11 protein-coding genes and 2 pseudogenes are annotated in these 12,486 nt (G+C 60.5%); 7 read left to right on the top strand and 6 right to left on the bottom strand.

Annotation, left to right across the window (positions count from 1 at the left end; translation table 11 throughout):
* The first annotated feature begins 97 nt into the window (after positions 1-97).
* The 7 genes from C2L64_RS35820 to C2L64_RS35790 all read left to right on the top strand — a co-directional run bounded on the left by C2L64_RS35820 (position 98) and on the right by C2L64_RS35790 (position 8,333).
* Positions 98-2,080 carry a kelch repeat-containing protein gene (locus C2L64_RS35820; protein WP_009769990.1) on the top strand — a complete coding sequence of 661 codons (1,983 nt, stop codon included), beginning with the start codon at positions 98-100 and terminating at the stop codon, positions 2,078-2,080.
* Between the two features lie 390 nt (positions 2,081-2,470).
* Positions 2,471-2,614 (top strand): hypothetical protein, encoded by a 144-nt coding sequence (locus C2L64_RS35815; protein WP_176133779.1) that lies wholly within the window; start codon positions 2,471-2,473, stop codon positions 2,612-2,614.
* 51 nt (positions 2,615-2,665) lie between these two features.
* Complete coding sequence (locus tag C2L64_RS35810; RefSeq protein ID WP_009769989.1) at positions 2,666-3,571, top strand: LysR family transcriptional regulator; 906 nt, start codon at positions 2,666-2,668, stop codon at positions 3,569-3,571.
* 117 nt (positions 3,572-3,688) lie between these two features.
* Positions 3,689-4,879, top strand: coding sequence for a CaiB/BaiF CoA transferase family protein (locus C2L64_RS35805; protein WP_009769988.1), 1,191 nt, complete (start codon positions 3,689-3,691; stop codon positions 4,877-4,879).
* A 12-nt stretch (positions 4,880-4,891) separates the two neighbouring features.
* Positions 4,892-5,857 carry a hydroxymethylglutaryl-CoA lyase gene (locus C2L64_RS35800; RefSeq protein ID WP_009769987.1) on the top strand — a complete coding sequence of 322 codons (966 nt, stop codon included), beginning with the start codon at positions 4,892-4,894 and terminating at the stop codon, positions 5,855-5,857.
* Between the two features lie 70 nt (positions 5,858-5,927).
* Positions 5,928-7,241 (top strand): dicarboxylate/amino acid:cation symporter, encoded by a 1,314-nt coding sequence (locus C2L64_RS35795; RefSeq protein WP_009769986.1) that lies wholly within the window; start codon positions 5,928-5,930, stop codon positions 7,239-7,241.
* Positions 7,242-7,400: 159 nt separating this feature from the next.
* The gene (locus C2L64_RS35790) at positions 7,401-8,333 is read left to right on the top strand and encodes a D-2-hydroxyacid dehydrogenase (RefSeq protein WP_090835081.1); all 933 of its coding nucleotides are present in this window, start codon (positions 7,401-7,403) and stop codon (positions 8,331-8,333) included.
* A 237-nt stretch (positions 8,334-8,570) separates the two neighbouring features.
* Here C2L64_RS35790 and C2L64_RS35785 read toward each other — a convergent pair whose 3' ends face one another.
* From C2L64_RS35785 to C2L64_RS35760, 6 genes and pseudogenes are all read right to left on the bottom strand, one after another.
* Positions 8,571-8,759, bottom strand: coding sequence for a hypothetical protein (locus tag C2L64_RS35785; RefSeq protein ID WP_009769984.1), 189 nt, complete (start codon positions 8,757-8,759; stop codon positions 8,571-8,573).
* Positions 8,760-9,256: 497 nt separating this feature from the next.
* Entirely contained in the window at positions 9,257-9,946 is a 690-nt protein-coding gene (locus C2L64_RS35780; protein ID WP_009769983.1) for a potassium channel family protein, read from the bottom strand.
* Between the two features lie 279 nt (positions 9,947-10,225).
* Positions 10,226-10,462, bottom strand: a pseudogene (locus C2L64_RS35775) (transposase); the annotation flags it as partial.
* Positions 10,463-10,464: 2 nt separating this feature from the next.
* Positions 10,465-11,196 (bottom strand): annotated as a pseudogene (locus C2L64_RS35770) (cation:dicarboxylate symporter family transporter); the annotation flags it as partial.
* Positions 11,197-11,210: 14 nt separating this feature from the next.
* A complete protein-coding gene (locus tag C2L64_RS35765; protein WP_202949485.1) occupies positions 11,211-11,399 on the bottom strand; it encodes a hypothetical protein in 189 nt (62 codons plus the stop codon).
* Between the two features lie 204 nt (positions 11,400-11,603).
* Positions 11,604-12,470, bottom strand: a complete 867-nt coding sequence (locus C2L64_RS35760; RefSeq protein WP_009769979.1) for a type 1 glutamine amidotransferase domain-containing protein — start codon at positions 12,468-12,470, stop codon at positions 11,604-11,606.
* Between the last annotated feature and the right edge of the window lie 16 nt (positions 12,471-12,486).

The following is a 12,486-nucleotide window of genomic DNA, read 5'->3' as shown; positions in this document are numbered from 1 at the left end:
GTTTCGATTTCCGGTATGTATCGAAGCCGACCGTAGGTGCGTCTATTCCAGTCCGCCAGGCCGCTTGTGCAAACTCGGAAAATCCGCCTGATTACAATTGGCCGCCGACGGCGGGACGACCTATTCTGAAAAAAACAGTGCCGAGGCCAAGTCCATGCTGGCAAACCGTTGCGTGACAGGCTTTCTTGTGTCGCTGGTCACTCTGGCGGCTGGATGTCACGGCAGTGGCAGCAACGGTGTCACCTCTGCCCCGCCTGCCGGGCTGGCGGAGCGCGATTCTTCGGTGGTGTACGCGCAAGGTATTGCAATCGTCCCAAATATGCTGAGCAACAGCGGCGGAGCGATCACGCAATGCAGCGTGTCTCCACCGTTGTCTGCGGGCCTCGTCCTGGATCCGCAGACGTGCGCGATCTCCGGCACGCCCACCGCCGTAAGCAATGACACGGTTTACACCGTCACCGGCAGCAATGCGTCGGGGAGTGCCTCCACCCGGGTCGAAATCGAGGTCAAAGACGCTCCTATTGCGCCAGACGGCCTGGACTACCTGGACCGGTCGGTCATTTACCCGACCAACGCTCCGATCACGCCCAACACGCCGATCAGCACAGGTGGCGAGATCACGCAATACAGCGTGTCACCGGCACTGCCGGCGGGCCTCGCCATTGATCCGCAGACCGGCATCATTACTGGCATCCCCACGACAGTGACCGCACCGGCGGTCTATACGGTGACGGGCGCCAACAGCGTGGACAGCGTCCAGGCCCTGCTGACCATCGAAGTGGCTGCGGTGGCCGTGCCACCGGTCGGCCTCGTCTATGTGGATCCGCTACCCGAATACATCGTCGGCGTGCCGATTGTGTACGACGAGCCCGTGTACTCCGGTGGCGAAGTCACCCAGTTTTCGATATCCCCTTCGTTGCCGGCGGGATTGAGCCTCAACACGCAGACAGGGGAAATCAGTGGCACGCCAACCGCTGAACTGGCCCAGACGACGTTTTTCGTTACCGCCAGCAATAGTGCTGGCAGCGTCACCACGCAGTTCACCATCACGGTGGCTGCAGCCCAGGTCGGTGGGTGGCTACCTGCCGATGCCATGAATCAGGCGCGCGCCCGGCATACGGCCACGCTATTGCCCGACGGGCGAGTCCTTGTGGCGGGGGGAAACAGGAAGCAGGCGCTGTCCTCCGCCGAGTTCTTTGACCCGTCCACGAACAGTTGGAAACGGACCGACAGCCTTGCGCGAAGCCGGCAAGCGCACTCCGCCACGCTTCTGCCTGACGGCAGGGTCCTGGTGGCGGGGGGATTCGGCACCGGTGGAGGCAACGCGCTGACCTCGGCGGAACTGTTTGACCCGGTCGCGGGTCGATGGTCGCAGACCGGCAGCATGGGCCAGCAGCGTGACAGCCACACCGCCACGCTGCTGCGAGATGGTCGCGTGCTGGTGGCTGGCGGCGAGGGTCAGGGCGGTAGTCAGGGTGCGCTGTCTTCCGCCGAACTCTACGATCCGGTCACGGGCACCTGGTCGCCGACCGGCAGCCTCGGCCAGGCGCGCGAGCAACACACTGCCACCCTGCTGCCGGACGGCAGGGTCCTGGTAGTCGGCGGACACGGTATCGGCAGCGCCGCACTGGCCACGGCCGAACTATATGACCCCGCCACGGGAACCTGGTCTCCGACCGGCAGCATGAGCCAGGCCCGCAACGCCTATGCCGCCGCGCAACTCACCGACGGCAGGGTGCTCGCAGTCGGGGGATCCGATGGTACGAACGCGCTCGCAACCGCTGAACTCTACGATCCGGCGACGGGGACGTGGTCAATGACAGGCAGCTTGCGACAGGCACGTGACTTCCATACCACCACGCTCCTGACCAGCGGGCGTGTGCTGGTGGCTGGCGGCACCGACGGCAGGGATCTGTTCGCCAGCGAGTTGTACGATCCTGCGACAGGGAACTGGTCTCAAGTCGGGAGTCTTGAGCAAATGCGCGAGCAGCACACGGCAACGTTGCTGTCAGACGGGAGGGTTCTCATAGCAGGTGGAGTTGGACGCGGAATCTTGTCCTACACCGAATTGTTTCACTAGATTGGCGGCGCTAATGTCGATACGAGATCTCAGTGAACTCGAATCGACTGACCGAAACTGGCCGACCGCTGCCTGATGCGGTCGGCTCTAACCGACCCGAAGCAAACGGTCAACCCATTAAAGATGCGACGGCAGATCTCAGAGCGGAACAGCCGTCCAGCTAGCGAATCCTTTTCGATCTAGCAGCAGACGTCGCCGATCTTAAGTTCCGACGAGTGTGAGAATCAGGCAGATGACTGCGGGCGCGAGTTGCGTCGTCATCGTTCAGCTGGCCGACAGTGCGAGCGGCAGTGCGATACTCGCCATGCAATCCGCCGATGCCCTGCATGACTGAGGGCCTCTGCGGCCGGACTCGCGCAGATCAATGCGGTCGGCAATCTCGCGGGCTCCGTGAGCACGTATCTGATCGACGCGATTCGCGAGCGGACGGTCAGCTTCGCCATCGCGCTGACGCCGGTGATGGCGCTTCAAAGCGTCGGCGTCCTGTTGCTGCCCGTCTCGAGCCGCCTTTCAATCGCGGCGCGGCACGCCTGAGCGCGCGTTTCCGTTACAGTGGCGGCAAGAACGCTTCCGTGAATTCACATCATGACGAGCTACTTTCGCTACGATCTGCATTCGCTACGGCTTTTCATCGTCGTCGCGGAACTGGGCAGTCTGACACGCGCCGCCGACCGCACGAGCATGACGCTGTCGGCGATGAGCAAGCGCGTCGCCGATCTCGAGCGTAGCACCGGTTGCACGTTACTACTGCGCCAGCCGCGCGGCGTGGAACTGACCGCCGCCGGCAAAGGGCTGCTCGCGCACGCGCGGCAAGTGGTCGAGCGCGTCAACCGCATGGCCAACGAGATGAGCGACTATGCCGTCGGCGTCCTCGGACATGTACGCATGTGGGCGAACACATCGGCGATCGTGCAGTTCCTGCCGCGCGACGTGCGCGTTTTTCTCGTCGATAACCCAAGTGTCAAAATCTCGTTGGAAGAGCGTCTGAGCGGCGATATCGTCGCAGCCGTCACGAACGGCGACGCGGACATCGGCATCTTCGCGGACAACGTGCCCGCGCCTAACATCGACAAGGCAGTGTATCGGCAGGACAGGCTCGTACTGTTGGCGCCGAACGATCACCCGCTCGCATCGCACGAACAGATTGCGTTCATCGATACGCTCGATTACGAATACGTCGGTCTCAACGAAGGTAGTTCCCTGCTCGCGCGCCTTCTCGATGCCGCGTTCAGCGCCGAACGCACGCTCAAGGTCCGCATCCAGGTCAGCAGCTTCGACGGCATCTGCAGGATGATCGAGCAAGGGCTCGGAATCGGCGTGTTGCCCGAAGCGGCGGTGCGTACCGAGATTCTCGCGGCGGGCTTGCGTCCTGTACGACTTGTCGACGATTGGGCGGACCGCACGCTCTGGATCGGCACCCGTTCGCGCGCAGCACTCTCGCCGGAAGCAGCTCGTCTTTTCGACTTCATGTCCGCGCAATCGCAAGCCTGACAATGCCTTTGACGCCTTTCCAAAACGGAAAGGGTCCTTGAAAATTCGTTGATTTTCAGCGCAACCGGTATGTCGCACAGTGAAGCATCGTTAAACGACGCATCACAGGAGACAACCGTGACGAAGCCGCTCACAGGCATACGCGTGCTCGAAATGGGACAGCTGATCGCCGGTCCCTTCGCTGGAAAAATGCTCGCCGAGTTCGGCGCGCAAGTCATCAAGATCGAACCGCCCGGCACGGGCGATCCGCTGCGCAAATGGCGCCTCCTTCACGAAGGCACGTCGGTGTGGTGGGCGGCGCAGTCGCGCAACAAAGAATCGTTGACGCTCGATCTTCGCTCGCCCGAAGGGCAGGACGTCGCACGCAAACTCATCGCCGGGAGCGACGTGCTCATCGAAAACTTCCGCCCCGGCACGCTAGAAGCGTGGGGGCTCGGCTGGGACGAACTGCACTCGCTCAATCCCGGTCTCGTGATGCTGCGCGTCTCCGGCTATGGGCAGACAGGACCGTATCGCGACCGACCGGGCTTCGGTGTCGTCGCCGAAGCGATGGGCGGCTTGCGGCACCTGAGCGGCGAGCCGGACCGCACGCCGGTGCGCGTGGGCGTGTCCATCGGCGATTCGCTGTCCGCGCTGCACGGCGTGATTGGCATTCTGCTCGCGCTGCGTCACCGCGATCAGAACGGCGGCGACGGACAGATGATCGATGTCGCGCTGTACGAATCTGTCTTCAACATGATGGAAAGCCTGCTGCCCGAATTCTCCGCGTTCGGCGCGGTGCGTCAGCCCGCGGGCAGCAGTTTGCCGGGCATTGCGCCGTCGAACGCGTATCGCTGCGCGGACGGCAAGTACGCACTCATCGCGGGCAACGGCGACAGCATCTTCCGTCGCCTGATGGACCTGATCGGCCGCGGCGATCTCGCCAATGACCCCGCGCTCGCCCAGAACGACGGCCGCGTGAAGCACGTCGAGCGCATTGATGCGGCCATCGCCGAGTGGGCGAATCGTCAATCGCTCGACAATGTGCTCGCCGCGCTCAACGAAGCCCGCATTCCCGCCGGCAAGATCTACGACGTCGCGGATATCGCGAGCGACCCCCACTATCACGCACGCGGCATGATCCTCCAAGCACAGCTTGACGACGGCACGCCGGTGCAAGTGCCGGGCATCGTGCCGAAGCTGAGCGCAACGCCCGGCACGATCGACACACAAGCGCCGACACTCGGGCAGCACACAGATGGGGTGCTCAAACGCATCGGCATCGATTCCGAGACCCGCGACGCATGGCGTGCGCGCGGCATTATCTGAGAGGACAGCGCCATGACTGGCAAACGTGTCTATATCCAGGAAGTTGCGACCCGCGACGGCTTCCAGAACGAAGCGCAATTCGTCGATACCGACGCAAAGATTGCGCTGATTGACGACTTAAGCACGTGCGGCTACGCGAAGATCGAAGTGACGTCGTTCACGTCGCCCAAGGCGATTCCTGCACTGTGCGATGCCGAAGCGGTGATGCACCGCATCGCGCGGCGCGAAGGAACCGTCTATACGGTGCTCGTGCCGAATGTCCGCGGCGCGGAACGCGCGCTGTCCTGCGGCGTCGATGAAGTCAATCTCGTGATGTCGGTGAGCGAAAGCCACAATCGCACAAACCTGCGCATGAGCCGTGAGCAGTCGTTCGCGCAATTGCGCGATGTGATCGGTGTCGTGAAGCAGACGAAGGTCGCCATCAACGTATCGCTCTCCACCGCGATGGGCTGCCCGATGGAAGGCGACATCGCACAAGAAGACGTGCTCGGCTGGACGCAACGCTTCGCCGATCTCGGCGTGCATGGCGTCACGCTCTGCGATACGACCGGCATGGCGTATCCATCGCAAGTCGGCGCGCTGTGCGCTGCTACGCGCGAGCGTTTTCCCGCGCTCGAAGTGACGCTGCACTTCCACAACACACGCGGCATGGCGCTCGCCAACACGCTGGCCGCGCTCGATGTGGGCGTCGATCGTTTCGATGCATCGCTCGGCGGGCTCGGCGGCTGTCCTTATGCCCCGGGCGCGACGGGGAACGTCTGCACGGAAGAGCTGGTGCACATGCTCGAGCTCGACGGCTATGACACGGGGGTCGATCTGTCCGCGTTGCTGTCGGCGTCGGCGTTGCTGCCGGGTTTGATCGGACACGATGTGCCGAGCCAGTTGCTCAAGGCGGGCCGCCGTCTCGATCTCCACGCGATGCCGTGCGCCGCCTGCGACGGTCAGCCGGAACAACGCGCCTTCGTGCAAGAGAACTGAAACATCCACATTCTCGAAAGGTGAGCGGCAGATAAGCCGACCCGAATCCGAACACTGCAGGAGACACGTCATGAGCATTGCAACGGAAGCGTCCATCGAGACGCAAGCCACGCCCCGCCCGCGTAAGCGGTGGTTTCAGCATCTGTACATCCAGGTCTTGATCGCGGTGATCCTGGGCATTCTGCTGGGACACTTCTATCCCTCTGTCGGCGAAGCGATGAAGCCGCTGGGAGACAACTTCCTGAAGCTCATCAAGCTGATGATCGCGCCGCTGATTTTCTGCACAGTGGTGCATGGCATCGCGAGCATGAATGACATCAAGGCGGTTGGGCGTGTCGGCATCAAGTCGCTGATCTACTTCGAGGCGATGACGACCCTGGCGCTCGCCATCGGCCTCATTGCAGTGAACATCATGAAGCCCGGCAGTGGCATGCATATCGATCCGCGGACACTCGACGTGTCGTCCATCGCTGCCTATACGAAGGCCGCTCACGACCAGAGCGTCGTCGGGTTCCTGTCTCACATCATCCCGACGACGGTCTTCGGCGCGTTCGCGGAAGGCGACATTCTGCAAGTGCTGTTCATCTCGATCGTCTTCGCCTTTGCGCTTCAAATGCTCGGCGAACGAGGCAAGCCATTGCTGTCCGTCATCGACGCCGGCGCGAACACCTTCTTCAACATGGTCCGCATCGTCATGTATGTGTCGCCGATCGGTGCGTTCGGCGCGATCGCATTCACGATAGGCAAATACGGCGTTGTTTCGCTGAGTTCGTACGGCCAGCTTCTTCTGACCTACTACCTGACCGGACTCGTCTTCGTGTTCGTCGTCCTCGGTGCGGTATGCCGGCTAGCAGGATTTAGCCTGATCGCCTTTCTGCGCTACATCCGCGAAGAGTTGCTGCTCGTGCTCGGCACGTCTTCTTCAGAGTCGGCGCTGCCTCGGCTCATGGCGAAGCTCGAAAAGCTCGGCTGCGAGAAGTCCGTCGTGGGCCTGGTCGTACCCGCCGGATATTCCTTCAACCTCGACGGCAGCTGCATCAACATGACCGTCCTCGCCATATTCATCGCGCAAGCGACGGATAGCACACTCAGTATCGGCCACCAGATTACGCTGCTGCTGGTCCTGCTGCTCACGTCCAAGGGCGCCGCGAGTGTCAGCGGCGGTGCGTTCATCGTTCTGGCCGCGACGCTCAGTTCCGTGCCGGGCATCCCCGTCGCTGGCCTGGTACTTGTGCTCGGTATCTATCGATTCATCTCGGAAGGTGGCGCGCTGATCAACGTCATCGGCAATGGCATCGCGACGATCGTAGTCGCCAGATGGGAAATGGCTCTCGATCGCGAAACATTCAAGAGCCAGCTTGCCCTTGGGCCGCATGATGACTAGTTGTAGCATCATTTTAATCAGCTCTGCTCCTCTTTCACGAGTTCGCCACACGGAGCGCTTCCTCCCCATCCATTTACGCAATCGATAGAAATGGCTTCCACATCCTTGCCTCTCCGCATCGTGTTTCTCGACCGATCGACTATCCCACCGAACATCCGCATGAAGGACTTGCCGTTCAGTCACGGGCTACAAGTCTTCGAGACCACGAAGCCCGAAGAAGTGCTCGACCGGATTCGCGATGCCGACATCGTCATCACCAACAAAGTCAAGCTCGGCGGCGACGTGATCGCTCAAGCGAAGAAACTGAAGTTGATCGCGATCGCTGCAACCGGCTCCGACAACGTGGATACGAATGCCTGCGATGAGGCGGGCATATCCGTTTGCAACGTTCGCAACTACGCTGTGCACACGGTCCCCGAGCACACGTTCGCCCTGATCTTTGCACTTCGACGAAGTCTGACTGCTTATCATGCGGCAGTGCAAGCAGGCCGCTGGCAGGAATCCGGTCAATTTTGCTTCTTTGACTATCCCGTCAAAGATCTTGCTGGTTCGACGCTTGGTGTCATCGGTGACCGTGCATTGGGGAAGGCGACTGCGGATATCGGCAGAGCACTGGGTCTCAGGGTGCTTTTCTCGGCATTCAAGGGGCGCAACGACATGGGCATGCTTTACACGCCCTTCGAGAAAGTGCTCGAAGAGTCCGACATCATCTCACTCCATTGCCCGTTCAACGAACAGACCCGTGACCTCATCGGCGATGCCGAGTTCGCCAAGATGAAGCAGCGCCCTCTTCTCATTAACACGGCGCGTGGTGGACTCGTGAATGAACGGGCATTGGTTCATGCTTTGAAGGGCGGCCTGATTTCCGGTGCCGGATTCGATGTCGTCACTCGGGAACCGCTGCCGGAGGATAATCCGTTGAATGAAATCCTGGGTCATCCAGCATTCATTCTCACGCCTCACGTCGCCTGGGCAAGCGAGCAGGCAATTCAAACGCTCGCCGACCAGCTCATGGACAACATAACCGCCTACGTCCAGGGAAAGCCGCGAAACATCATTAACGCACCGAGCAGCAATCGAATGGCTGTCTGAGCGAGAGATGAAATGCGGTCGTTTGTATTAGCGCTCGACTGGCCACCTTGCGCGGCCAGCGAGGAGCGAGGCCTCCTAAATGACCGGTTCGCGCTTCGAACCGCTTCTCAAGCGGCACCTTTTCCGCAGTGATCAACGGCGGCAAGTGGCCCGACCTGCGCCGCTAGCACAACTGACATGATAAGGCGCGGGACGTCCCGTTCCCGCCTCTTTATTGCCCGACGCCGTAGTGGGGGCCTACCTATTGCTGCTCTTGCCACCGACACCGACCTTGCCGCGCCCGACCTTGAGATGAGGCGCCAAGGGGCGCAGCCTCTTTCTGGAGCCGGCAGTCAACGTACCGTGCTCCGCAAGGTAGCGGGTCGTCCTGTGCGGCGTGGACTGATAGGCGGGATGGCCCGGATCGATGCGCTTGATAGCTGACATAACTGGAACCTCCTCAGAGGATTCTATGCCGAAGCGGTACGGCGGTTATGCCACCCTCCTGTACATGCTGTAGTCAAACCCGCGACCCGGCGGCCAGCTCATTGGACATGCGCCTCGCGATCGACCGGGTTTTGGGAACATGTTCGATGGCATTCCTAGCCTGGTAGGTTCGGGTTTCTATCCTTCGTAGCATGAAGGCGACGTGGATTGTCGAGGGACAAAGGTCCGCTATCCTGATTGGACCTGACTGGAGTGTCCGCCTGAGCGCACTGGTGAACGCCCGCTTCTGGCCGAACCCGGAAATACGAGTTCGCTTCGAACACCGCGATCCCAGGTTGAAGGCCGAACTTCCGTAGACGTCCCTCAAAGGTCAGTCGTCATCAAGCGCTTGCGATGGCCGCTTGCGAAGTACAACCGCCCCTCAATCAGCCTGGTTGGTCGTCGAGTCGACGCATATCGCCAGCAGTCAAACAGACACGACAAGGCTTCCTCACTTCCTAGGATTTGCCGTCGGTATAACTCTCTCTCGGTGGGTAAACGCCGGCGAGGCGGGCGATCAGGATCGCGACGAACAAGCTGCCGGTGATCTGTTCCACCATGCACATGCCCCGTGCCGGGCGCGTGAGTGGCGTGATGTCGCCGAAGCCTGTGCTCGTGAGGACGGTTACGTTGAAGTAAAGCGCGTCGGCATAAACGAGCCGACCCGGCTGCCCGACGATCATGTACGACTGCGGATAGAAGAATCCGATGATTGCATAGATGTACGCCCAGAGGTCACCGATCAACAGATACGCCGCCGCAGCGCCAAACAGCTTATCCGCCGTCATGATCCTGGGCTGGAAAACGTAGCGGAGAAGATACGCAACAGTGATGAAGTAGAGTGAGGCGCTGAACATCCAGGATATAGCAAGGCTCGTCTCGTCGTCGTGCCACAGGCCGAGGTACTGGAACCACATGGCCGGAATGGCAAGTAACAGCACGATCACGAACGGCAGGGTCGTACGGCCGACTGCTGCCACGGTCGCTATTACGAGGAACATATTTACGACGTTCAGGATGAGGCGGCCGCTATCGCTCGGGGGGACAAACGAAACGGCGCCGATGAGCGTGAGCAGCACGACAAACAGCCAGAAACAGCGCTGGTAGAAAATGCGAGACAGCGTATCGCGCGTGGTACGGAAGGCCATGGTGATCTCTCCCCTGGTTCGCGTATGTCGCGGCCAGACAGGCCGGGCCGCGTGTGACGGGAGTATAAAGGGGTAACACACCTGCCGCTCTCGCCCACACTGGCAGAAGTCGACCCAGGGTGTGTGGAAACGTGAGCAGAACCGTAACAAGAGATGCGAGGCTCTTATACCGGCTGGCGCGTTCAACTGGCGTGCGGTCAATCCGACAGCGACGAACCGTGGCAAGGCACTGAGGTCGGGTAAGCGAGTATTAGGGGGCGTTTTAGACCTACTGGGTACTCACGCACCCGCAAGTCGCATTGCGCGCATAGTTTTCCTGAACCCCAGAATTCTCAGCACTCGCATGAGATTGTAGGCAAGCACGTTCAGACTCATCTCGGTGCCCACGTTGGCCAGCCTGCGTGTCAGGAAGTGCGTATAGCCCATCCAGTGCTTGAACGTCCCGAAGACATGTTCGACGGTCCGCCTGCGCACTGTCATCGCATCCGGTGTCTTGTCGAGTCGGCTTTGGACTGCGTCCTGGCGACGGTCCCAAGCACCACTGCGATAAAGATGAACGCCGTGACGTAGAAAGTCAGGATCAGCTTGAAGAGCGGTATCAACGATGCAATACCGTACTTCCCTACGGTGAACGATATCGCACCGAATGCTCCGGCAGGCGCAGCTTTCGTAATGATCTTGACGAAAGAGAAGAACACTGCAGACAGCTTCTCAATCATGGCCGTCACGCCGCTTGCCTGCTCCCCCGCCGCAGAGATCGCAATGCCGAACATGACGGATACGAAAAGAATGGGCAGCGTGTCGCCCTTGGCAAACGCATCGAAGAACGACACGGGAATGATCCCGAACAGAAAGCCGGTCAGCCCGTCGAGATGTTCCGACTGGCTGACGAAGCCTGCTATCGCCCGTGTGTCCAGCGACGCAACAGACACATTGAACCCGTCGCCAGGATGGAGCACATGGCCGGCCAGCAAGCCAATCACCAAAGCAATGGATGACACGACCTCGAAGTAGACCAGCGCCTTTCCACCGACGCGTCCCACCTTTTTCAGATCGCTCATGCTGCTGATGCCCGCCACCACCGTACAGAAGATCACCGGTCCGATGATCATGCGAATGAGCCTGATGAATGCGTCACCGAGCGGTTTCATTGCGGTCGCGTACTGCGGGTACAGATGACCGAGCAGGATGCCAGCGGCGATCGCCAGCAGCACCTGCACGTACAGAACTTTGTAGAAAGGTTGTCTCATGATGTTTATTTCCGTTAGCTCGTAGTCTTCTGTCGTGCCTGATCCAGTGCCAGCGTGATGTCCGTTGCCCGGATAGGCAGGTGGCGCATCCGCACGCCCACAGCGGCATAAATCGCGTTGCCGATAGCCGGTGCGACTACGGTAGTGGGAGGTTCGCCAGGTCCGACGGGCGCCTCCGTGCTGTCCACGAAGGCGATGTTCATATTCGGAACGTCCGCCATGCTCAGCGGCGCATAGACGCTGCCGGAGCCCGTTTTCAAACGGAAACCTGTTGCCACTACCTTAGAAGACGTCGATGCCTCAAACCATGTCGAATAGGCACGGTTTTCAGGTCATCGGGGAAACCCATAAAAAAGGACCGGATACAACGCATCCAGTCCTTTCACAAACTTGCTCGACAACTGAGATCAGTTCGTGCGCGCTTTCAGTTTCGCCACCAGGACATCACCGAATTCCGGTGCCGACATCGGCTGCTGACCCGTGATCAGTTCGTGATCGACGACCACGTTGCTGTGCCAGTTCGCGACCGTATCGACATGCGCGCCCGTTTCTGCGAGTGCATTCACCGGGTAGAACTGAACATTGCCACCGAGACCGTTCGGGCCTTCGAGTTGCTGCTCTTCACCCGTTGAGAATACGGTCATGCGATAGCCGGCATACGGCCAGCCTGCAGCGAGCGAATTCGCCTTGCCATCATTGGCGATCATCGATGCGACGAAGGCATCCGGGTCCTTCAGCGTGGACAGCAGCACGATGGGTCCGTGGCAGATGATTCCAGTCGGACGGCCGCTGTCATGAAAGCTGACCAGGATCTGGCTGAGGTTGCGATCCTTCAGCAGATCCACCATCGGGGCGTGGCCACCCGGAATGAAGAGCCCAACATAACCGCCTGTTCCCGCGGCGACCACCGAAGCGAGCGTCCTGGGATGCTTCAGCTGCGCGATGCCTTGCGCATACTTCAATGCGTCAGCGCGCGCTGCATCATCGCCGTCAAAAAACATCTTGTTGTTCGAATTGGCGTCCATGACGGGCATGTCGCCCTTCGGGTTCGCGATGACCGGCTCGTAGCCTGCCTCGACAAGCTTGCGATACGGCACGACGAACTCGTTCAGGTAGTAGCCGGTCTCGTAGTGCTTGCCATCGCGCAGGTCGAGCTCATGCGCGCTCGACATCACAACGAGAACCTTGCCGCGTGACTTTGCCGACGCGCCCACCGGCAATGCAAAGGCAGTGGCCATCGCGAGCGCAGCGGCGCCGAATTTAAAGAGATTCATGATCAGGCTCTTTCGC

The sequence above is a fragment of the Paraburkholderia hospita genome (assembly GCF_002902965.1).
In the GTDB taxonomy this organism is placed as follows: Bacteria; Pseudomonadota; Gammaproteobacteria; order Burkholderiales; family Burkholderiaceae; genus Paraburkholderia; species Paraburkholderia hospita.
The sequence above is the reverse complement of the archived record's forward strand: the minus strand, read 5'-3'. Positions and strand labels throughout refer to the sequence as shown.

Bases quoted from the DNA above. Each gene is read 5' to 3' on its own strand.
- C2L64_RS35765 (WP_202949485.1), bottom strand. From the start codon at position 11,399: ATGAACATCGCCTTCGTGGACAGCACGGAGGCGCCCGTCGGACCTGGC.
- C2L64_RS35760 (WP_009769979.1), bottom strand. From the start codon at position 12,470: ATGAATCTCTTTAAATTCGGCGCCGCTGCGCTCGCGATGGCCACTGCC.
- C2L64_RS35785 (WP_009769984.1), bottom strand. From the start codon at position 8,759: ATGTCAGCTATCAAGCGCATCGATCCGGGCCATCCCGCCTATCAGTCC.
- C2L64_RS35790 (WP_090835081.1), top strand. From the start codon at position 7,401: ATGAAGGACTTGCCGTTCAGTCACGGGCTACAAGTCTTCGAGACCACG.
- C2L64_RS35810 (WP_009769989.1), top strand. From the start codon at position 2,666: ATGACGAGCTACTTTCGCTACGATCTGCATTCGCTACGGCTTTTCATC.
- C2L64_RS35795 (WP_009769986.1), top strand. From the start codon at position 5,928: ATGAGCATTGCAACGGAAGCGTCCATCGAGACGCAAGCCACGCCCCGC.
- C2L64_RS35800 (WP_009769987.1), top strand. From the start codon at position 4,892: ATGACTGGCAAACGTGTCTATATCCAGGAAGTTGCGACCCGCGACGGC.
- C2L64_RS35780 (WP_009769983.1), bottom strand. From the start codon at position 9,946: ATGGCCTTCCGTACCACGCGCGATACGCTGTCTCGCATTTTCTACCAG.